The following is a 19247-nucleotide window of genomic DNA, read 5'->3' as shown; positions in this document are numbered from 1 at the left end:
GCGACTTGTTGGCGGCGGCGAAATTTTCTCCAGCGCGAAGCTGGCGATCGGACCCTCGTCCTATAAGGAAGCATCATCCCTGGAGTGTGTTCATGACTTATGCTTTCCGGACCGCGCGCCGTAGCGCGCGCCGCATTCTCTCCTCGTCCACCCGCCGTGCCTGGGCGCCTGCCGTTGCGGCGCTTGCGATGGTCGCCGGCCACGCCGGTCCTGCGCTGGCCGAGACGCCGCTGCATGAAGCGCTGGGCGCTCCGGACGAGTTGACGATCAAGGGCATGGTCCGTTCGCGCATCGAGGCGATCGACGGCCAGTTTCGCCCGAACATGGCGGAGAATGATTTTCTGTGGTCGCTCAAGACCACCTTGCTGGTCGATTACGACAGCGGGCCGGTGCGTGTCGGCGGCGAGATATGGGATGCGCGGGGCTATGGCGAGAAGCAGAATTCTTCGGCGGGTACCAATGAAATCAATGCGCTCGAACTGATCCAGGCCTATGTCGGCGTCGACTTTGGGCTGGGGGAAAAGGCCAAGGGCGCGCTGACCGCCGGCCGCTTCACCATGGATGTCGGCTCGCGCCGCCTCGTGGCGCGCCAGACGTTCCGGAACACCACCAATGCCTTTACCGGCGCCAACCTGATCCTGTCGGACAAGGCCGGCGATCGCCTGACCCTGTTCTGGACCATGCCGCAGATCCGCTTGCCGGACGATCATGACGGCATCTTCGACAACGGCGTCCGCTGGGACCAGGAAAGCAGCGCATTGCAGTTTTTCGGCGGCAGTCTGACCAAGGCGGGCGTGCTGGGCGGCACGCTGGAAATCTATGGCTATGGGCTGAAGGAACAGGACACGGCCGATCGCCTGACCCGCAACCGCCGGCTGTGGACGCCGGGCCTGCGCGCGTGGCGCAAACCCAAGGCCGGGCGGATCGACTATGATCTGGAAGCTGCCTATCAGTTTGGCGAGACCCGCGCGAGCACCAGGGCCACTGACCTGACCGATCTCAATGTGTCGGCCTGGCTGGTCCATGCCGAACTGGGGCGGACGTGGCCGCAGGGAATGCAGCCGCGCCTGTCGATCGATTTCGACCTTGCGACCGGCGACAAGGCTGGCGCGCGGACCTATAATCGCTTCGATACGCTTTTTGGCGCGCGGCGTTTCGATTTTGGCCCCACCGCCCTTTATGGCCCGGTCCATCGCTTCAATATGATGTCGGGCGGGGTGCGGTTCGAAGCGAAGCCGGGAAAATCCTCCGACGTGATGGCGATGTATCGCGCGCTCTGGCTCGAATCGAGGACCGATAGCTTCGCAGCCACCAATGTGAAGGACGCGGCGGGCGACGCCGGTCGGTTCGCCGGACATCAGTTCGAAGCCCGGCTGCGGCGCTGGCTGATCCCCGATCTGCTCCGCGTCGACACCGGCATCGCCTATCTGGCGAAGGGCCGTTTCCTGACCGACGCCGCCAATGCGCCGCGGTCCGGCGACACACGCTATGGCTATGTCGACCTTTATCTGGAATTCTGACCGGCGGTTCAGTCGTTCGAATAGAGCCCGGCGGCGAAGGCGATGCCTAGCGCTTCGGAGAGGCTGCGCACATGCAGCTTCTCCATCAGCTTGGCCCGATAGATTTCGATCGTCCGGGGGCTGATGCCAAGGTCATGGGCGATCACCTTGTTGGAATGCCCTTCGATCAGCCCGATCAGCACGTCGCGCTCGCGCAGCGACAGCGAATTGATCTTCGCCAGCGCCTGCGCCCGGCGTGTCACCGCCTGGATGGACTTCGCCTGCCGGGAAAAGGCCGATTCGATGGCGGCGATCAGGCGGACATGGTCGCAGGGTTTTTCCAGAAAATCGAAGGCACCCAGCTTCATCGCCTGCACCGCCGTACCGACATCGCTCTCCCCGGTCAGCACGATCGTCGCGAATCGTTCTGCGATGGGGCCGATCGCTTCCAGGACGCCGATGCCGGGGGTGCCCGGCATGTGCAGGTCCAGCAGCAGGCATCCGGGATCGAGCCGCGCGGCCGCGGCCAGGAATACATCCCCCGACGCGAAGCTGTGAACCTGGTGATCGGGCAATATCGACAGGAGCTGGACGAGCGACAGGCGAACCGAATCGTCGTCATCCACGATGAAGATCTGTCTGGTCTTCATCGTGCCGCCTTCATTTCGCCATCGCCCGACTCCCGATAGATCGGCAGAGAAAATTCTATGATCGCGCCGCCGTCCGCGGCATTGGCGAGGGTCAATGCGCCGCCATGACCCTCGACGATACGGCGGCAGATCGACAGGCCGAGACCCAGTCCGTTAGCCCTGGTCGACATGAAGGCGTCGAACGGTCGCCCTATGATGGCCGGCGGAAAGCCCGGGCCATTATCCCTGAACCGGATCATGACGGTGCCGTCGGCGTGCTCGACCGTCGAGATCATGATCCGGGCACCGGTCGTCGGGTGGACGGCGAATGTTTCGAGCGCATTGTTGATTATGTTGATGAAAACTTGCTGTATCTGGACGGCGTCGGCCAATATGTCCGGACCAGAGATGCTGGGTTGGTAATGGAGTGTGACGCCCGAGTGACGGGTTCCCGACCAGACCAGCTGCAGCGCATCCGCGATCAGTTCGCTCAGCGAGCAGGATCGGATGTCCAGTTCCCCCTTGGCGACGAAAGCGCGCATCCGGCGGATGATTTCGCCCGCGCGAAGCACCTCGACATTGGCGAGGGCGATCAGGTCGCGGACCTGGTCCGGCGATGCGCCCATCCCCAATCTCATGTGCGCGGCCCCCAGGAAATTGGCGGTCGCGGTCAAGGGCTGATTGAGTTCATGGGCGAGGCCGGCGCCCATTTCGCCCATGGTGCTCACCCGCGCCGCGTGCAGCAACTGTTCCCGCAATTCGTTGAGGCGCGTCTGGGTCGCGATCTGTTCGCGCAGGCTGCGGACGAAGGCGATGGAGATATGTTCCGTGCCGATCGTGGTTTCGCCGACCACCAGTTCGACCGGCATGGCGTTGCCGTGCCGGTCGCGCCCGGCGGTGGTCTGGGCTTGCGACGCCTTGAGCGGAGGCGTCACCCCGTCCGTCGAGACAGCCGTTTTCTCATAGTCGGGCAGCAATGTGCGGACATCGTGGCCGGTAATTTCCTCCGCGCTGTAGCCGAACAGCCTTTCGGCTGCCGTCGAGAAGGAGCGGACGCGCCCCGTTTCGTCCACGGTGATCATCGCTTCCGGCACCGTTTCCAGGATCGAGCGCAGCTCGAATTCGCGGGCCTCCAGCATTTCGGTGCGGCGCGCGCGCTCGGTCGCGTCCATGACGATGCCCAGCATCGAGGGCCCCTGATCGCCGGGCGCGTCGTAAAAGAAGATCGAGCCTTCGACGATCAGCGGTTCGTCCGCCAACGCGCCGTTCAGATGGAAGGAACAATGATGGAAACTTGCGGGCAGGGGCTGATCTGCAAGGATATCGGCGCCAAAATGCGCGCGCACATGGTGGCGCCAGTCGTCGATGCCACCACTGAACGTGCCGGGCAGGAAACCGAAGAGACGCTCCGCATGAGGCGACATTTGCATCTGGTCGGTCGATTGCCGCCATTCGAACAGGCCCAGTTCGTGTAGGTCCGCCGCAAAGGCAAGCCGAGCCTCGCTCGCCAGAACGGCCTGCTCGGCACGCTGACGTTCGGTGATATCGGTCATCGACAGCACCACCATCGGCGCTATGTCGGGCCGCGGCTGCACGATCTGGCGCGATTCCAGGACACGCAGGCTCGTTCCGTCCCGATGCCGCTCCGTGATCTCGGCCTCCTGGCGCGCCTGGGACGCGAAGGGGAGGCGCGATCCGGTGGGCAGAAGCGCCCTGGTCAATGCGTGCTTGCACTGGCCTCGCGCATCCTGGGCTGTCCATCCGTAAAGCCTTTCGCAGCCCTTCGACCAGCGGATGATGCGGCCGTCTATATCGGTGATAGCGATCGGCGCGGAATCGATGGCGGTGCTGAACGCCCATCGGGTGGTGCTTTCGCGACCGATCCGTATCCAGGCCCAGGCGACGATCAGGCAGGATATGCTGACCTGGATCGCTGCCTGGATGATTTCGGCCATTTCCTTGGTCACATGACCATTTTTGTACGTCCAAAGCTGCAAAAGCGCCGATGACACGGGCAGGAGGACGCAGGGCGCCAGCAACCACTGGAGCGTACCGCTCCCGATACCGCAACGGGGACTGCGCGGCCAGGCGACATGACGCCGCTGCTCGATGATGGCCAGGGCGAGCGCGATCAGGGTGGACGCTGTGGGCACTGACATGAGCGCCCGTCTGGTGCCTTCCCCCAATGAACTGACGCCGAGCGGAAGCAGCGTGCCGGAAATGACGGCGGTCGATAAGGCCAAGCAACTGAGCAAAGTTACCATGCGTTGCACGGCATTGTGCCGCGATGTCGTGGCAAGCGACGCGCAGGTCAGCAGCAGCGTGGAAATGGCAGGCATCAGTCCCGGCCTGCCGGGGTTCACGCGTGGCTGATGCTCGATATGGTCGGGGAAGAGCCAGCGGTCGATCGTCAGCGTCAGATCGGCCCAATCCTCGAACAGGGCCATGAGCGAAATGGCCAACGGCACGACCGCTATCAGGCGCGCGGCCCCATATCGGCCCGTTGCAGCGCAGAAGAAGGACAGGCTGAGCCCGATGCAGCCCACCGCCGTCCAGGGTTGCATGAAGATCTCGCTGCGGCCGAAGCCGGCGATCCCTAGATTATCCCTGGACCACCCCATCAGGACGGCCACACATATGATCAGCGCCACGGCGACCAGCGCGGGGACGGCCGGCGCCAGTCGAGCAGAAGGGGCCCCGCCAGCGCCTGATGGCGGCGGTATCAACAATTTCATCCCCACTCTCAATCATCACCGGGGCATCGCGACGTGCCCCGGACGATCGCATGAAGCGGCCGACCCAGAATGTAAATATTTCCGACAGTTTTTAATGCCCCCATGAAGCCGGAAGTGAGGCATATATCTGAACAAAAACCATAAAAATATGGTTACGGATTCGAAACCATAGGGCTTGCCTTACCGTTTTCCTGGGAAAGCCCTTCAATGATGGCGCGATTGACCACGATAAGGTCATCGATGGATTCGCGGCCACGCACGACGTCGGAGGTATGGCGCTCGACCCACAGGCCGATCGAGATGATGCGGGCGCGCAAATCCTCGGGCAGTTGATTGTCCGGCGATGCACACAGGTTGGAAAAGGTGCTCCATGCCCGGCGGTTACGATGCAGCGAGGGCATCAAGCCAACGCCCACGAGCCCGGCATCGCGCGCAGCCATCATTTCGGCGGTGATCTGGCTCATCAGGCGATATTCGGTGCCTCTTGGTGTCGCGGCGATTTCCTGTGCGCGGCGATAGGCGTTGAGTGACATGGACGATCCCCTGGCATAAGTATCTTTCCATTCTAGGATAAAAATCGCCGATGCGGTCGCCATTGACGATGATCGGTCGGTTCGGGACCGGAGCCGCATGAAAAAGATGCGCGGTGGCGCGGGGCGATCGATATTCTTCCTATAATCAGTCCATCGGCTTCGGCCACATTCCAGCTCAAGCGGACTGATCCATGCTCAATGCCATCGGCCTCGTCGTCATCCTGCTGTGTGTTTTCGGCAGCTTCCTGATGTCGGGCGGCAATCTCGGCGTCATCCTTCATGCCTTGCCGCACGAGATGTTGGCTATTGCCGGCGCGGCGGTCGGCGCCTTCATTCTCGGCAACTCGATGAGCACTGTGAAGAAGGCGTGGAAAGGGACGGTCCGCGTCTTCAAGGGCGTGCGGTGGACCGAGGCGGATTTCCGCGACCTGCTCGCGCTGCTGTATACATTGCTGTCCACCTTCCGGAAGGACGGCGCGAACGCGATAGAAAAGCATCTCGACCAGCCGGCGGAAAGCAGCATCTTCAGCCGCTATCCCAAGCTGTTGCAGGATCAGGGGCTGATCGAGTTCATCTGCGACTATCTGCGCATGATGACGGTCAATTTCGAGGACCCGCACCAGATGGCCGAAGCCATGGAGGGCGACATCGAGCGCCATCATGCCGAGGAATTGCTGCCCCAGAATGCGATCCAGATGATGGCGGACGGCCTGCCCGCGCTGGGCATCGTGGCGGCGGTGCTGGGCGTCATCAAGACGATGAGTTCGATCGATCAGCCGACCGAAGTGCTGGGCGCCATGATCGGCGGCGCGCTGGTCGGCACCTTCCTGGGCGTGCTGCTCGCCTACTGCCTGGTCGGTCCGATCGCATCGAAGCTGCACCAGATCATCGATGCCGACTTCAAGCCCTATCTGATCGTCAAGACCGCGATCATCGGCCACGCCCAGGGCCAGCCGACCCAGGTGGCCATCGAACTGGCGCGACGCATGACCCCGTCCGCCTACGCCCCCTCATTCGCGCAGCTCGAAGCCGCGCTCGACGATGTGAAGGACCAGCTCAATGCCAAACCTGTCTGATCCGGTCGCCGACGACCGATCGCTGACCCTGCCGCCGCACGGAACGACCGTGACCGCCGAGGATCTGCGCGTCCGCCTGGTGCTGGCGAGCGATTTCGACGGCGCGATGGAAGTGGACGCCGGCGCGGTCGAAAGCGTCGGCCAGGCGGTGCTGCAACTGCTGGTCGCCGCCAAGGCGGAGGCCGACGCCCAGGGGCAGAGCTTCGTCATTCGCAACCCCAGCCCCGCCTTTGTCGATCGGGTGACCGCCTGCGGGCTGGCGCCGGCCATCGGCCTTTCCGTGGAAAAGGACCTTCTTTCGTGAGCAAATTGATCCTGACCGTCGATGACTCCGCGTCCATGCGGATGTTGCTGAAGGCATCGCTGACCGCGCAGGGCTTTCGTATCGAAAGCGCCGATGACGGCCAGCATGGGCTGGAGCGGATGCATGAGGTGAAGCCCGACCTGCTGATTACCGACATCAACATGCCCCGCATGGACGGCTTCGAACTGATCGAGGCGGTTCGTTCGGTGCCCGAATTCCGCGGCACGCCGATCCTGGTGCTGTCGACCGAGTTTTCGGACGACAAGAAGACGCGCGCCCGGCAGGCCGGGGCGACCGGCTGGATCACCAAGCCGTTCGACGCGACCAAGCTGGGGGCGGCCATCCGCCGCGTGTGCCCATGAGCGACGAGCTGGACGAAATTCAGGGCATCTTCTTCGAGGAATGTGCCGAAGGCCTGGTCATCGCCGAGGAAGGCCTGTCCGCCATGGCGGCGGGAGACGTGTCGGCTGACGTGATCGCGGGGGTGTTCCGCGCCGTCCATTCGATCAAAGGCGGTTCGGGCGCCTTCGGCCACGGCGCGTTGCAGGCCTTCTCCCATCGATTCGAGAATGTTTTGGACGAAGTGCGGGCGGGGCACATCCCGGCGAGCGCCGAGGTCACGCGCATCATGCTCAATGCATTCGACATATTGTCGGATCATGTTGCGGCGGCGCAGAGCGGTTCGGCCTTCCCGGATGATGCGGCGACGCTGGAACAGCTCGATGCGATCCTAGCCAGCAAGGGCGCCCCGGCGGAGCCAGGCGCTCCGGCGCCGGTCGCTGAGGCGGATGAGTTTGGCTTCACGCCGGTCGCTGCGATGGTCGAGGATTTCGATCCCTTCGGCTTCGAGCCGGTGATGGTGGCGCTGGACGATCTGGTCGCGGCCGAACCTGCGGGCTGGACGGTGCGTTTCGGCCCGTCGCGCGCGGCGATGGCCAATGGCGCGGAGCCGATGCTGGTGATCCGCGAGCTGGAGGACATGGGTGGCCGTGTCGCCGCGGCGGACACCAGCCGCTTGCCCGGGCTGCGCGATCTGGACCCGGAGGAGGGCTATCTGGTCTGGACGCTGGATCTGCCGGCCTCGGTCGAGGAACAGGCGATCCGCGACTGCTTCGACTTCGTCGCGCCGGATTCGCTGATCGAGATCGGCCGGGCGGACGTCGCGATCGCCCCGCCCGTCGTCGAAGCGGCGGTTTCGGTGCCTGTGATCGAGGAAACGGAACGCCCGGCGCTGACGCTGGTGGCGGGCAATGTGGCGCCAGCGGTCGAGAAGCCCAAGGCTGAAGCACCGGCCCAGAGCATTCGCGTCGATCTTGGCAAGCTGGACCAGCTGCTGAACCTGGTCGGGGAACTGGTGATCCGGGGGTCGATCCTGTCCGATCGCCTTTCGCCCGCCGATCAGGAACGGGTCGAATTGCCCGAACTGTCGCGCCTGACGCGGCAGATTCAGGACAATGTCATGTCGCTGCGTGCCCAGCCGATCCGGCAGGCCTTTTCGCGCGTGCCGCGCATGTTGCGCGACCTGATGGGCGAGACCGGCAAGCAGGTGCAACTCGTCACCACCGGCGAGACGACCGAGGTCGACAAGGGCGTGATCGAGAAGATCGGCGATCCGCTGACGCACATGATCCGCAATGCCGTCGATCACGGTATCGAAAGCCCCGAGGAGCGCATCGCCGCCGGGAAGCCCGCCGAAGGCACGATTCGCCTGTCGGCCGAGCAGAAGGGCGCGCGCATCATCGTGCGGATCAGCGACGACGGCCGCGGCATCAACCGGGAACGGGTCCGCGCCAAGGCGATCGAACGCGGCATCATCGCCGCCGACGCCCAGCTGTCCGACGAGGAGATCGACAGCCTGATCTGCGCGCCCGGATTTTCGACGGCCGAGACCATTTCCAATATTTCCGGCCGCGGTGTCGGCATGGATGTGGTGCGCTCCAATGTCGAGGCGCTGGGCGGGCGGCTGGATATCCAGTCGGTGCCGGGCGAGGGCACGACCTTCTCCATGGGTTTGCCGCTGACGCTGGCGATCCTGGACGGCATGATCGTGCGGCTGGGCAAGCAGCGCTACGTCCTGCCGCTGACCAATGTGATCGAAACCGTCCAGCCTGCGCCCGGCCAGGTGCAGGCGACATCGCCCACGTCGGAAGTGATCGAACTGCGCGGCCAGTATCTGCCCGTGCGGCGGGTGGGCGAGATGTTCGGCCTGACCGGCGAGCGCAGGCCGGAGGACTCGCTGGTCATCATCGTCGAGAGCGAGGCGGCGGGCCATGTCGGGTTGATGGTCGACACCATCGATAACCGGCGCGAAGTCGTCATCAAGAGCCTGGAGGACAATCTCCACCCCATTCGCGGCCTCGGCGGGGCCACGGTGCTGGGCGACGGCTCCATCGCCCTGATCCTCGACATCGATGCGCTGGTCGTCGCGACCGGCTTCAAATCTGCCCTGAAAGGAATGGCTGCATGAGCAAGACGCAAGAAACCGAAGGCGAAGAGCGCAAGATCGTCACCTTCACCCTGGGTCATCAGATGTTCGGCATCGACATGCGCGCCCTGATCGAAATCCGCGAATGGGAAGAACCCACCCCGCTGCCCAGCGTGCCCAGCTATGTGAAGGGCGTGACCAATCTGCGCGGCGCTGTGGTGCCGGTCGTCGGCCTCGCCGAGCGGCTGGGCTGGACTCCGAGCGTGCTGCATTCGCGGTCGTGCATCCTGGTCGTCGCGATCGGGCAGCGGCAGGCGGGTTTCCTGGTCGATGAAGTGGCGGACATCGTCGTCATCGACAGCGCCGACATCCAGCCCGCGCCCGATGTCGAGGTGAATGAACAGAGCGCAATTGCCGGCCTGGTCCGCATCGAACGCCGGACGTCGGACGCGAGCCATGCCGAAACCATGGTGCTGCTGCTGGACCTCGATGCGCTCAGCCTGACCCGCCATATCATGGATATCGCCGCGTGAACCAGGCCGTCGCCATCAGCGGCGACGGTGCTGGAGCCGGGTCGCCGCTTGCCGCACAGGGCGAGCTGACCACGGCCCAGTTCCGCGAGATCGCTGCGATCATGCAGAAGGACGCGCGCATCCATCTGGTGGAAGCCAAGATGACGCTCGTCCATTCACGCCTGAGCCGCCGGCTGCGCGAAAACGGGCTGACGCGCTTTGCCGACTATCTGGCGCTGGTGCGCGACGATGCGCAGGAGCGGGCGGCGATGGTCGTCGCGCTGACCACGAACCACACCCATTTCTTCCGTGAAGCCCATCATTTCGATCATCTGCGCGCCCATGTCCTGCCCCGCCTGCAAGCGCGGGCGCGGGCCGGGCAGAAGGTGCGGATCTGGTCGGCGGGCTGTTCCAGCGGAGAGGAAGTCTATTCGATCGCCATGACGATGGCCGGTGAAAGCGGGTCGAGCGCCGCCTGGCTGAAGCAGGGTGACGTGCGCCTGCTGGCGACCGACATCGCCCCACATGTGGTGCGGGCCGTCAGCGATGCGCGTTACGCGACTGGAACGATCCAGCCGATTCCGGCTGCCTATCGCCAGCAATGGCTGCGGCAGGAGGGGCCGGACAGCCATGTCGTGTCCGACGCGTTGCGATCGCTGGTGACCGCGCGGGTGCTCAACTTGTTCGAACCCTGGCCGATGCGCCAGAGCTATGATGCGATCTTCTGCCGGAACGTGATGATCTATTTCGACGACAAGGCGAAAGCCGAACTGGAGGCGCGCTTCGTCGAGATGCTCAGCCCCGGCGGTACGCTCTATATCGGCCATAGCGAAAGGCTGATCGGCCCCGCTGCGGGGCTGATGGAGCCGGCCGGCCAGACTATCTATGTTCGCAGAGGAGGCGCGCAATGAGCGAGACGACGCGCGTCCTGATCGTCGACGACAGCCCGTCGATGCGGGCGATGCTGACGAAATTGCTGGGCAGCGACCCGCAGATCGAGGTGATCGGCGCTGCGCCCGAACCCCATGCCGCGCGGGAGATGATCAAGACGCTGAACCCGGACGTGGTGACGCTGGATATCGAGATGCCGGGGATGGACGGCCTGTCCTTCCTGGAAAAGATCATGCGGCTGCGCCCCATGCCGGTCATCATGTGTTCCACGCTGACGGCGCGGGGCGCGGAGGCGACGATCGAGGCCTTGCGCCTGGGCGCGGTAGACTGCATCGCCAAGCCATCGGGCAATGCCGAGGAAATGGCGCAGAACGGCGCGCTGTTGCGCAAGATGGTGAAGGCGGCGGCGCGGTCCTCCGTCCGTCGCGCGCCCGCGCCGCCGGCTCCGCTGGCGTCCGCCGGCAAGCTGCGCGACGTCGTGATCGCGATCGGCGCGTCCACCGGTGGGGTCGAGGCGCTGTTCTCGCTGGTCGGCGCGCTGCCGCCCGATTGCCCGCCCGTGCTGGTCGTCCAGCACATGCCGGCGGCCTTCACCAGCGGCTTTGCCGTCCGCATGGATCGGGACTGCCGCGTCAAAGTGGTCGAGGCGGCGCATGGGATGATGCTGCAACGCGGGACGGTCTATGTCGCGCCCGGCGGCGCGCAGCATATGGAACTGGTCGGTGGCAGCAGCGGCAAGATCCGGCTTCTGCCCGGTGATCCGGTGTCGGGACATCGTCCATCGGTGGACATGCTGTTCCGTTCCGTCGCGCCCCTGGGGACGCGCGGGGTGGGAGTGATCCTGACCGGCATGGGCAGCGACGGGGCGCAGGGCTTGCGCGTCATGCGCGATGCGGGCGCCCGCACGCTGGGCCAGAACCGCGATAGCTGCGTCGTTTACGGAATGCCACGCGCCGCCTTCGAACTGGGTGCGGTGGAAAGGGAAGTGAGTTTGTCGGCCATGCCCGAGGCGATCCTCGGTCTGTGCCGGCTTTAAATCGGGGTAGGGTTCATGCCGGCAGCGTCTGCAATTAAGGTAATGGTGGTCGACGATCAGACGAGTATGCGCGCGATGATCCGCCGCACGCTCCAGGATCTGGGGTTCAAGGATGTGCGCGACAAGGCCGGTCCGGTCGAAGCGCTGGCCGCGATCAAGGCGGATCGCGTCCACCTCATCATCTCGGACTATAATATGCCCGACATGGACGGGTTGCAGTTTCTGGAGGCGGTGCGCGCCGATCCGGTGATCGGCAAGACCGTGTTCATCATGCTTACTGGTTCGGCCGACAAGGAGGTCGTGCAGAAGGCGGCGGCGCTGGGCGTCAACAATTATGTGGTCAAGCCCTTCGCGCCCGCCGCGCTCAAGGAGAAGATTGAGCGCGTCTTCGGCGAGCTGGCCTGAGCCCATGCGCCGCGTCGCGATCGTCCAGGGCGAATATCATGTCGTGTCGGAGCCGGGCGTCGTCATCACCACGCTGCTCGGTTCCTGCGTCGCCGCCTGCCTGCAGGATCCGGTGGCGCGGGTGGGAGGCATGAACCATTTTCTGCTGGGAGAGCCGGGCGCCGACGCGCCGGTCGGCACTGCGGACATGCAGCGCTATGGCGTCCATGCGATGGAATTGCTGATCAACGCCATGATGCAGCGGGGCGCCCAGCGTTCGCGCCTGCGTGGCCATCTCTACGGCGGCGCCAATATCATCGCGGGGTTGGGCGGGATCGGCAGCGGCAATGCCGCTTTCGCGCGTGGCTTCATGGAGACCGAAGGGATCGCCATCGGTCGATGCGAACTGGGCGGGGTGCAGGCGCGCAAGGTCGAATATATGCCTTTCGAAGGACGGGTACGATCGACCAGCGTCGCCGAGGCGCCGCCCCTGCCGCCCCGCACCCGGCCAGCGCCGGTGCTGGCTGCGGCGGGCGATGTCGAGCTATTTTGAGGAATCGGGGGACAAGATGACGAGGCAAGTGGCGCTGTGCGCCGCGCTGGCGCAGGAAATGCGCGTGACGCGGGGGCTCGTGGAGGAATTGGCGGCCACATTGGTCGCCGACGAGCGTTTCGTGATGGACTATCTGGACCAGCTCCAGGCGTTCGACCTGATCGTCCAGCATGTCGACGAAAGCGCGACGCTGCTCGACCGGGTGGCGACGGGGCAGGATCTGGACAGTGCGGTCGATGACGTGCGGCTGGCCGTGGTGCAGCAGCGCCTGCGCCTGGCGCTGGGCTGAAGCGGGAGAGGGGCGAGATGAGCAGCGGCGGCGGCGAACCGACGATCATTATCCGGAAGGTCAAGAAGGCAGCGCATGGCGGCCATCATGGCGGCGCCTGGAAGGTCGCCTATGCCGACTTCGTGACGGCGATGATGGCTTTCTTCATGCTGCTGTGGCTGCTGGCCAATCCTGACAAGGCGCAGTTGAAGGGGCTGGCCGACTATTTTTCGCCGGTATCGGCCAAGGATTCGCCGGCGACGACCCTGACATCGCTGCCAGGCGCGCAGCCGGGGCTCGGCGGTCATTCGCGTCATGCGCAGGCGGCGGACAGCGATCCTGTGGGCGAACCGTCGGCGGAGGCCGGTGTCAAGGGCGCGTCCCGGGGCGGCACGGCCGAAGTGCCCGAAGCGGCTTTACGGGTCCTCGCCGAAGAGATGCGCCTGTCGATAGAGCCACCGATCACCGCCGTCGATGCGAGGCGCAACGTCGATGTCGAACAGAGCCGGGACGGGCTGCGCATCCATCTGGTCGACAGCGCCAAGCGATCCATGTTTCGCGGCAGCACCGCGCAGCTCAACGATTTCGCGCGGGACATGCTGGCGAAAGTTGCTGGCAAACTGGCGGGAACCAAGGCGCAGATCGCGATCGAGGGGCATACCGACAGCACAGGCGGACAGAGCGACGCGAACTGGCTGCTGTCCGCCCAGCGCGCGCTTGCCGCCCGCTCCGCCATGGTCGCCGCCGGGTTGACGCCCGATCGCTTCGGCGAAGTGGTAGCGAAGGCGGGAACCGAGCCAGTCTATCCCGATCGTCCGGACCTGCCGGAAAACCGCCGCATCACGATCGTCGTCCTGGCCGCGCCGTCGGCGTTGCCCCGCGACGCCAGTTTCAAATTCTGACCGGGAGGAAGGGCGATGAAGATAATCGCAGGTGCGCTGATCGCCCTGATATTGGGGGTCGGCGTGGGCGGGGCGAGTGCCTATGGCGTCGGCATGATCCGGCCTCAGGAGCGCCGTCCCGCTGTAATCGAGACGGAATTTGTTCCTACAGGAGCCATAATGGCGCCACTTGTCTTTCCAGATGGTCGACTTTCGGGTTATACGTCTTTCGATATACAGCTGGAAGTCTCTCAGGGACAGGGGGAATTGGTGAAAGCGAAACTGCCGTTACTGCTGAATGCGGTGAACATGCGTACCTATCGCACGCCCCTGGCCAGCGGCCCTGACGGGTTGATCCCGGGTGTCGCAGCATTTCGGAAGGTGGTCATGGACGCTGCGCGTGAAATTTACGGTCCCGACATCGTTCGTGGCGTGGCTGTGACGCAGGCGTCGCCCGTTTAGGAACAGGAAAGGAGACGATCTTGCCCCTGCCCAAAGAGTCCGCAGAGAAACGCGCGCCTGACCGCGCGCACAGGCCGCGCGAGGCCCGTGTCACCACCATCCTGCTGATCGGCAAGATGATCAGCGCGCATGGCGAGGCGCTGTGCCGCATCCGCAACCTTTCGAATGGCGGTCTGATGGCGGAGGTCCATGTGCCGCTGCTGGTCGATGACCCGGTCGCGATCGAACTCAAGGCCGGCGATCAATTGTCCGGTCGCGTGCGCTGGCTGTGCGAGGGGCGCATGGGCATCGCGTTCGACACGCCGGTCGACGTGGGCACGGTGCTCGCGCGCGCGACCGTGCGCAGCATCGAGCAGGGGCTGGTGCGGGCGCCGCGCTTCGCGGTCGACTGCCGCGCCGAATTACGCGGCGATGGTCGGCGCCATGCCGGACGGCTGGTCAATGTCTCGCAGGGCGGCGCCCGGCTGGAGGTGGATTTCGAGGCGGAGCAGGATCAGTTGCTGACGCTTGCCATTCCCGGCCTGCCGGAACGTAAGGGCGGTGTGCGCTGGGCGAGCGATGGCGCGCTCGGCATGGCGTTCGTGGAACCGCTGGCCTTCGAGGAACTGGGCGGCTGGCTGGCCTGGCAGCAATCGCAGGCATGAAGAACGGCCCGACGACAGCCTGCCGCCGGGCCTTTGGATAGGAGGGTGGATCAAGCTAGCCCGGCATAGCGAAACTCTTGACCAGCGATCCGGCGATCAAGGCCCAGCCGTCGACCAGCACGAAGAAGATGATCTTCATCGGCAGGGATATGGTCGCGGGCGGGAGCATCATCATGCCCATGGCCATCAGTACCGCCGCCACCGCGAGATCGATGACGAGGAAGGGCAAGAGCAGCAGAAAGCCGATTTCGAAGGCGCGCCGCAGTTCGGAGATCATGAAGGCAGGCATCAGAGTCGTCATCGGCAGTTGTGCGCGATTGGGCGCGGGCTTCCCCGAGAGCTGGACGAACAGGCCGACATCCTCGTCGCGCACATGTTTCAGCATGAAACCGTGGAACGGCGCGCTGGCCCGTTCCAGCGCCTGCGTCTCGTTGATCCGTCCCTCATTATAGGGGACCATTGCCTGCTTCCAGGCCGTATCGAAGGTCGGTCCCATGACGAAGAAGGAGAGGAACAGCGCCAGGCTGATGACCACAGGGTTGGGCGGGACTCCCTGGACGCCCAGGCCCGAGCGCAGCAGCGACAGCGCCACGACGATGCGGGTGAAGGAGGTGATGGTCATCAATATGCCAGGCGCGAGGCTCAGCACCGTCAGCATCAGCACCAGCTGGATCGCGCGGCCGGACAAAGACCCGTCGCCCGTGCCCGGCAGCATGTCCTTCGCGTGGGCGGCCTGGGGCAGGGCGAGCATCAGCGCGGTCGCGGCGATGGCGCCGCCGATCAGGAAAGATTTACGCATCCGGCGTCTCCGTTCCGGCATCGAGGATCAGCAGCCCTTCGGGAGCGATCAGCAGCATATGTTCGCGCCCGTCCTTGCGGATCAGTGCGACGCAGCGTCGCGGGTCAAGCGCGAGCCGCTCGACCAGTTCGAGGCGGCGAGGGGCACCGGCAGGCCCGAAACCGGACAGGAATTTCTGCGGCAGGCGGATCTCGTAGCGGCGCACGATCCACAGCCCGCCCGCGAGCAGACCCAGCACCACGCCCAGCGCGCCGATCATGCGCAGCAGTGATAGCATATCCATGGCGGATCAGCTCTTGCGCTGGATGACGCGAGTGATTTCCAGCGACATATGTTCGCCATCGACCAGGATCTTGCCCTCCGCCACCAGTTCGTTGTTCACATAGACGCGCGTGGGATCATTATGATCGCAGTCGAGCGGGATCATCGCGCCGCGGCTCATCTTGAGCACCTGCCGGATGGGCAGGTCGGTGGAACCGAGCACGATCGACAGGTCAATGGGGATACCTTCGAGGACCGACATAGGGGTCTCCTTTCAGGTTCGTTATAGGAATAATTTTATAGGATCAGGCCCGGCGCCCGGCAAAAATTGCCTATAAGGGGACTGTCTGCCTCACGCAGTCAGGAGCATGAAAGAATGGACCTGGATTCATCCATCGGCGTGTCGGCCTCCGGCCTGCGCGCCCAGTCGCTGCGGATGCGGGTGATCGCCGAAAATCTGGCGAACTCGGATTCCGTGGCGACCAGGCCGGGGGGCGATCCCTACAGGCGGCGCGTCACCACCTTCCGGAGCGAAGTCGATCGCGCCACCGGCGCCACCCGCGTGGCGGTGAAGTCGATCGAGGGCGACAAGAGCCAGTTCCAGCGCGTCTACGAGCCGGGCAATCCGGCCGCCGACGCCAGCGGCTATGTTCAGCGCCCCAACGTCAACAGTCTCATCGAAACCGCCGACATGAAAGCGGCGCAGCGATCCTACGAGGCCAACCTCAACGCCATCGAATCCGCGCGCGGCATGACCATGCGGACCATCGACCTGCTGAAATAAAGGAACTTTACATGGCAATCGGAACCCTCGACGCGGCGGCCGCCTACGGCCGCTCGCTCAAGACCCTCGCGCCCTTGGCGGGCGAAGGCACCACCGGCATCGGTCAGAAGGAGGCCGGCGGCGGCAGTTTCGGATCGATGATCGAGACCATGGTGAGCGATGCTGTGGGAACGCTGCGCGTCGCCGAGACGGAAAGCGCCAAGCAGGTGGCGGGGAAGGGTGACATGATCGATGTCGTCACCGCGATCGGCGCGGCCGAGACGGCGCTCGATACGGTCGTCGCCGTTCGCGATCGTGTGGTGAGCGCCTATTCCGAAATCATGCGGATGCAGATTTAGCGAAACTCCGCCCCCGTTCGCCTGAGCCTGTTGCAGGGCCAAAGTTCTCGCCGGCAAGGCACGCGGCTTGGGACAGGCTCAGCGCTGAACGGCGGCGACCAATCATGCCGGCTCCACCACCACAAAGGAACAGTCATGGCTTCCACTGACGTCATGGAAATCGTGCGCGCCGCGTTGATGCTAGTGCTGACCATCGCGGGACCGATGCTGATCGCCGCGCTGATCGTCGGTGTCGCCATCGGCCTGTTGCAGGCGTTGACCCAGGTGCAGGAAATGACGCTGACCTTCGTGCCCAAACTGGTGGTGCTGGGGATCGTGCTGTTGCTCAGCCTGCCGATGATCGGCCAGGCGTTGTCGGTCTTCATGGACCGCATCGCCGACGCCATCGTCCACGGATAGCGTCATGGACCAGATTCCCATCGATGCGGCGACGTTCCTGATCCTCTTCGCGCGGGTGGGGGCGGTATTGATGCTGCTCCCCGCCTTTTCGGAGGAAACCGTGCCTCCGCAGATCCGGCTGGTCATGGCCCTGGGCTTTTCCCTCGGCCTCTATGGTCTCCTCGGCCCGAAGATCGCCCCGCTAGCCGCATCGCAGGCGGTTCTGCCGATCATTATCATCGCCGAAATGCTGGTCGGCATCGCCATGGGCATGATCGTCAAGATGCTGTTCAGCGCGGCGGCCATGGCCGGCTCCATCGCCAGTATGCAGATCGGCCTTGCTTCCGCGCTGGTGGCCGATCCGTCCCTAGGCGGCCAGTCGCCGCTGCTCGCGCGCCTTATCGGCCTCGCTGCGGTGATCGTTTGCATGGCGCTGGGTGTCCATCATCTGTGGATCGCCTCGATCGTCAACAGCTACGCCCTGTTTCCGGTGGGAGGTCTGGCACCGGCACGGGATTTCGCCATGCTGGCGGTGGGCGTGCTGGGGCGGGCGACCGGGCTGGGCGTCAGCCTTGCCGCGCCGTTGATCCTCTATGGCGTGATCTTCAACCTGGGCCTTGGCCTCGCCGCCCGCGTGGCGCCGGCGATCCAGGTCTTTTTCATCACCCAGCCGCTCAACCTGCTGCTTGGCCTTTCGCTGTTGGCGATGGTCGGGGGCACGATGCTGACCGGTTTCGCCACTGCCATGGGCGATTTCATGGCCAGCGGCTGGAGCTTTTGACCCATGGCCGAGGCCGACAAGGACCAGCGCACCCACGCCCCGACGCAGAAGCGGCTGGAGGACGCCCGCAAGAAGGGCGATGTCGCCCTCTCGCCGGAGATGCGCCATGCGACGATGATGATCGGCGCGACCATCGTCATCGGCTGGGCCGGCATGTCGGCCCTGTCCGGTCTGGCTAGCATGCTCGCTCGCCTCTGGGGCAGCGCCGATGATTACCGCCTCGACGGCCATGGCGCCCGCGATGTCGCGGCCGGGATCATGAGCCATGTCGCGCTCAGCCTGGCGCCCGTCATGGGGGTATTGTTCGCCTGCGCACTGGGCACGTTGTTCCTGCAGGGGCGGGTGACACTGAGTTGGTCGCGCGTCGCGCCCAAATGGTCCAAGCTGAACCCCATGTCGGGCTTCAAGCGCCTGTTCGGAACCCGTGCTCTGGTCGAGTTCGCAAAGACGCTCGCGAAGTTCGGCGCCATCGCGACGGTCGCCTTTCTCGTGCTGCGCCCGCGCTTTGGCGGCCTCGATCAACTGGTCGGCTATACGCCGGGCGGTGTCGGTCTGGTTGCGGGCCGCATGGCGTTCGAGGCGATCCGCGCCGTCACTCTGCTGGTCGTGCTGCTGGCGGTCGCGGATTTCCTCTACCAGAATCGCGCCTTCATCAAGCGGATGCGTATGACGCTTCAGGAATTGAAGGACGAGCATAAGCAGAGCGAAGGCGATCCCAAGATCAAGGGCAAGATTCGCCAGATCCAGATGCAGCGTGCCCGACGCCGCATGATGGCAGCCGTCCCGGAAGCGAGCGTCATCATCACCAACCCCACCCATTATGCCGTGGCATTGAAATATGACCATGGCGCCATGGCCGCGCCGGTGGTGGTGGCGAAGGGCGTCGATGCCGTGGCGCTGCGTATCCGCGAGGTTGCGAAGGGCGCCAATGTCCCCATCGTCGAGGCGCCGCCGCTCGCTCGCGCGCTCTATGCCACAGTCGAGATCGACCGTCCCATTCCCATCGAGCATTATGCCGCGGTGGCCGAAATCATCGGCTATGTCATGCGGCTCGCCAGACAGGGGCGGTAGTCG

25 protein-coding genes are annotated in these 19247 nt (G+C 64.6%); 19 read left to right on the top strand and 6 right to left on the bottom strand.

The annotated features are described in order from the left end of the window. Positions 1-92: 92 nt before the first annotated feature. Positions 93-1520, top strand: coding sequence for an alginate export family protein (locus K3M67_RS17810; RefSeq protein ID WP_084439229.1), 1428 nt, complete (start codon positions 93-95; stop codon positions 1518-1520). Positions 1521-1528: 8 nt separating this feature from the next. Here the strand turns inward: K3M67_RS17810 and K3M67_RS17805 are convergent, their stop codons facing one another. The 3 genes from K3M67_RS17805 to flaF form a co-directional block, all read right to left on the bottom strand. Then, a complete protein-coding gene (locus tag K3M67_RS17805) occupies positions 1529-2149 on the bottom strand; it encodes a response regulator transcription factor (protein ID WP_066863462.1) in 621 nt (206 codons plus the stop codon). Beyond that, a complete protein-coding gene (locus tag K3M67_RS17800; RefSeq protein ID WP_285833629.1) occupies positions 2146-4863 on the bottom strand; it encodes a PAS domain S-box protein in 2718 nt (905 codons plus the stop codon). Before K3M67_RS17800 ends, K3M67_RS17805 begins: the two co-directional genes overlap by 4 nt. A 152-nt stretch (positions 4864-5015) precedes the next feature. Further along, positions 5016-5396, bottom strand: coding sequence for a flagellar biosynthesis regulator FlaF (flaF, locus tag K3M67_RS17795; protein ID WP_285833628.1), 381 nt, complete (start codon positions 5394-5396; stop codon positions 5016-5018). A 191-nt stretch (positions 5397-5587) separates the two neighbouring features. Between flaF and motA the strand changes: the two genes are divergently transcribed. Genes motA through K3M67_RS17730 form a run of 13 tightly spaced genes read left to right on the top strand, consistent with a single transcriptional unit; the run spans position 5588 to position 14832 of the window. After that, the gene (gene motA, locus K3M67_RS17790) at positions 5588-6472 is read left to right on the top strand and encodes a flagellar motor stator protein MotA (protein WP_066863455.1); all 885 of its coding nucleotides are present in this window, start codon (positions 5588-5590) and stop codon (positions 6470-6472) included. After that, positions 6456-6776 carry an STAS domain-containing protein gene (locus tag K3M67_RS17785; protein ID WP_285833627.1) on the top strand — a complete coding sequence of 107 codons (321 nt, stop codon included), beginning with the start codon at positions 6456-6458 and terminating at the stop codon, positions 6774-6776. The genes motA and K3M67_RS17785 overlap by 17 nt, the downstream gene beginning before the upstream one ends. Then, complete coding sequence (locus tag K3M67_RS17780; RefSeq protein WP_066863450.1) at positions 6773-7138, top strand: response regulator; 366 nt, start codon at positions 6773-6775, stop codon at positions 7136-7138. The genes K3M67_RS17785 and K3M67_RS17780 overlap by 4 nt, the downstream gene beginning before the upstream one ends. Further along, positions 7135-9243: a chemotaxis protein CheA gene (locus K3M67_RS17775; RefSeq protein WP_066863447.1), complete on the top strand. Its 2109-nt coding sequence runs from the start codon at positions 7135-7137 to the stop codon at positions 9241-9243. The genes K3M67_RS17780 and K3M67_RS17775 overlap by 4 nt, the downstream gene beginning before the upstream one ends. Further along, positions 9240-9734, top strand: coding sequence for a chemotaxis protein CheW (locus K3M67_RS17770; protein ID WP_066863444.1), 495 nt, complete (start codon positions 9240-9242; stop codon positions 9732-9734). Before K3M67_RS17775 ends, K3M67_RS17770 begins: the two co-directional genes overlap by 4 nt. Beyond that, complete coding sequence (locus K3M67_RS17765; protein WP_502958921.1) at positions 9731-10624, top strand: CheR family methyltransferase; 894 nt, start codon at positions 9731-9733, stop codon at positions 10622-10624. The genes K3M67_RS17770 and K3M67_RS17765 overlap by 4 nt, the downstream gene beginning before the upstream one ends. Next, a complete protein-coding gene (locus tag K3M67_RS17760; protein WP_066863441.1) occupies positions 10621-11640 on the top strand; it encodes a protein-glutamate methylesterase/protein-glutamine glutaminase in 1020 nt (339 codons plus the stop codon). Before K3M67_RS17765 ends, K3M67_RS17760 begins: the two co-directional genes overlap by 4 nt. Positions 11641-11655: 15 nt before the next feature. Further along, the gene (locus K3M67_RS17755; RefSeq protein WP_066863438.1) at positions 11656-12045 is read left to right on the top strand and encodes a response regulator; all 390 of its coding nucleotides are present in this window, start codon (positions 11656-11658) and stop codon (positions 12043-12045) included. Positions 12046-12049: 4 nt separating this feature from the next. After that, entirely contained in the window at positions 12050-12577 is a 528-nt protein-coding gene (locus K3M67_RS17750; RefSeq protein WP_285833626.1) for a chemotaxis protein CheD, read from the top strand. Positions 12578-12593: 16 nt separating this feature from the next. Further along, positions 12594-12866: a hypothetical protein gene (locus K3M67_RS17745; protein WP_066863779.1), complete on the top strand. Its 273-nt coding sequence runs from the start codon at positions 12594-12596 to the stop codon at positions 12864-12866. A gap of 17 nt (positions 12867-12883) precedes the next feature. Beyond that, entirely contained in the window at positions 12884-13747 is an 864-nt protein-coding gene (locus K3M67_RS17740; protein ID WP_066863432.1) for a flagellar motor protein MotB, read from the top strand. Between the two features lie 15 nt (positions 13748-13762). After that, entirely contained in the window at positions 13763-14188 is a 426-nt protein-coding gene (locus tag K3M67_RS17735; protein ID WP_066863429.1) for a hypothetical protein, read from the top strand. Between the two features lie 20 nt (positions 14189-14208). Then, positions 14209-14832 (top strand): PilZ domain-containing protein, encoded by a 624-nt coding sequence (locus K3M67_RS17730; RefSeq protein WP_066863426.1) that lies wholly within the window; start codon positions 14209-14211, stop codon positions 14830-14832. Positions 14833-14887: 55 nt separating this feature from the next. Here K3M67_RS17730 and fliP read toward each other — a convergent pair whose 3' ends face one another. From fliP to K3M67_RS17715, 3 genes are read right to left on the bottom strand one after another with little or no spacing between them, the layout of a single operon-like run. After that, positions 14888-15631 (bottom strand): flagellar type III secretion system pore protein FliP, encoded by a 744-nt coding sequence (fliP, locus tag K3M67_RS17725; protein ID WP_285833625.1) that lies wholly within the window; start codon positions 15629-15631, stop codon positions 14888-14890. Next, positions 15624-15914 (bottom strand): flagellar biosynthetic protein FliO, encoded by a 291-nt coding sequence (locus tag K3M67_RS17720; protein WP_066863420.1) that lies wholly within the window; start codon positions 15912-15914, stop codon positions 15624-15626. The genes fliP and K3M67_RS17720 overlap by 8 nt, the downstream gene beginning before the upstream one ends. Before the next feature lie 6 nt (positions 15915-15920). Then, positions 15921-16154 (bottom strand): FliM/FliN family flagellar motor switch protein, encoded by a 234-nt coding sequence (locus K3M67_RS17715; RefSeq protein ID WP_066863417.1) that lies wholly within the window; start codon positions 16152-16154, stop codon positions 15921-15923. 114 nt (positions 16155-16268) lie between these two features. Between K3M67_RS17715 and flgC the strand changes: the two genes are divergently transcribed. The 5 genes from flgC to flhB all read left to right on the top strand — a co-directional run bounded on the left by flgC (position 16269) and on the right by flhB (position 19244). Then, positions 16269-16676 (top strand): flagellar basal body rod protein FlgC, encoded by a 408-nt coding sequence (gene flgC, locus K3M67_RS17710; RefSeq protein WP_285833624.1) that lies wholly within the window; start codon positions 16269-16271, stop codon positions 16674-16676. An 11-nt stretch (positions 16677-16687) separates the two neighbouring features. Then, positions 16688-17014 (top strand): flagellar hook-basal body complex protein FliE, encoded by a 327-nt coding sequence (gene fliE, locus K3M67_RS17705; protein WP_285833623.1) that lies wholly within the window; start codon positions 16688-16690, stop codon positions 17012-17014. Between the two features lie 135 nt (positions 17015-17149). After that, positions 17150-17413 (top strand): flagellar biosynthetic protein FliQ, encoded by a 264-nt coding sequence (locus K3M67_RS17700; RefSeq protein ID WP_066863409.1) that lies wholly within the window; start codon positions 17150-17152, stop codon positions 17411-17413. A gap of 4 nt (positions 17414-17417) precedes the next feature. Then, positions 17418-18173, top strand: a complete 756-nt coding sequence (locus tag K3M67_RS17695) for a flagellar biosynthetic protein FliR (protein ID WP_285833622.1) — start codon at positions 17418-17420, stop codon at positions 18171-18173. Between the two features lie 3 nt (positions 18174-18176). Next, positions 18177-19244: a flagellar biosynthesis protein FlhB gene (gene flhB, locus K3M67_RS17690; RefSeq protein WP_066863403.1), complete on the top strand. Its 1068-nt coding sequence runs from the start codon at positions 18177-18179 to the stop codon at positions 19242-19244. Positions 19245-19247 lie beyond the last annotated feature (3 nt).

Source organism: Sphingobium sp. V4, from assembly GCF_029590555.1.
Taxonomy (GTDB): Bacteria; Pseudomonadota; Alphaproteobacteria; order Sphingomonadales; family Sphingomonadaceae; genus Sphingobium.
The sequence above is the reverse complement of the archived record's forward strand: the minus strand, read 5'-3'. Positions and strand labels throughout refer to the sequence as shown.

Bases quoted from the DNA above. Each gene is read 5' to 3' on its own strand.
- K3M67_RS17810 (WP_084439229.1), top strand. From the start codon at position 93: ATGACTTATGCTTTCCGGACCGCGCGCCGTAGCGCGCGCCGCATTCTC.
- K3M67_RS17805 (WP_066863462.1), bottom strand. From the start codon at position 2,149: ATGAAGACCAGACAGATCTTCATCGTGGATGACGACGATTCGGTTCGC.
- K3M67_RS17800 (WP_285833629.1), bottom strand. From the start codon at position 4,863: ATGAAATTGTTGATACCGCCGCCATCAGGCGCTGGCGGGGCCCCTTCT.
- flaF (WP_285833628.1), bottom strand. From the start codon at position 5,396: ATGTCACTCAACGCCTATCGCCGCGCACAGGAAATCGCCGCGACACCA.
- motA (WP_066863455.1), top strand. From the start codon at position 5,588: ATGCTCAATGCCATCGGCCTCGTCGTCATCCTGCTGTGTGTTTTCGGC.
- K3M67_RS17785 (WP_285833627.1), top strand. From the start codon at position 6,456: ATGCCAAACCTGTCTGATCCGGTCGCCGACGACCGATCGCTGACCCTG.
- K3M67_RS17775 (WP_066863447.1), top strand. From the start codon at position 7,135: ATGAGCGACGAGCTGGACGAAATTCAGGGCATCTTCTTCGAGGAATGT.
- K3M67_RS17770 (WP_066863444.1), top strand. From the start codon at position 9,240: ATGAGCAAGACGCAAGAAACCGAAGGCGAAGAGCGCAAGATCGTCACC.
- K3M67_RS17760 (WP_066863441.1), top strand. From the start codon at position 10,621: ATGAGCGAGACGACGCGCGTCCTGATCGTCGACGACAGCCCGTCGATG.
- K3M67_RS17755 (WP_066863438.1), top strand. From the start codon at position 11,656: ATGCCGGCAGCGTCTGCAATTAAGGTAATGGTGGTCGACGATCAGACG.
- K3M67_RS17750 (WP_285833626.1), top strand. From the start codon at position 12,050: ATGCGCCGCGTCGCGATCGTCCAGGGCGAATATCATGTCGTGTCGGAG.
- K3M67_RS17745 (WP_066863779.1), top strand. From the start codon at position 12,594: ATGACGAGGCAAGTGGCGCTGTGCGCCGCGCTGGCGCAGGAAATGCGC.
- K3M67_RS17740 (WP_066863432.1), top strand. From the start codon at position 12,884: ATGAGCAGCGGCGGCGGCGAACCGACGATCATTATCCGGAAGGTCAAG.
- K3M67_RS17735 (WP_066863429.1), top strand. From the start codon at position 13,763: ATGAAGATAATCGCAGGTGCGCTGATCGCCCTGATATTGGGGGTCGGC.
- fliP (WP_285833625.1), bottom strand. From the start codon at position 15,631: ATGCGTAAATCTTTCCTGATCGGCGGCGCCATCGCCGCGACCGCGCTG.
- K3M67_RS17720 (WP_066863420.1), bottom strand. From the start codon at position 15,914: ATGGATATGCTATCACTGCTGCGCATGATCGGCGCGCTGGGCGTGGTG.
- K3M67_RS17715 (WP_066863417.1), bottom strand. From the start codon at position 16,154: ATGTCGGTCCTCGAAGGTATCCCCATTGACCTGTCGATCGTGCTCGGT.
- flgC (WP_285833624.1), top strand. From the start codon at position 16,269: ATGGACCTGGATTCATCCATCGGCGTGTCGGCCTCCGGCCTGCGCGCC.
- fliE (WP_285833623.1), top strand. From the start codon at position 16,688: ATGGCAATCGGAACCCTCGACGCGGCGGCCGCCTACGGCCGCTCGCTC.
- K3M67_RS17700 (WP_066863409.1), top strand. From the start codon at position 17,150: ATGGCTTCCACTGACGTCATGGAAATCGTGCGCGCCGCGTTGATGCTA.
- K3M67_RS17695 (WP_285833622.1), top strand. From the start codon at position 17,418: ATGGACCAGATTCCCATCGATGCGGCGACGTTCCTGATCCTCTTCGCG.
- flhB (WP_066863403.1), top strand. From the start codon at position 18,177: ATGGCCGAGGCCGACAAGGACCAGCGCACCCACGCCCCGACGCAGAAG.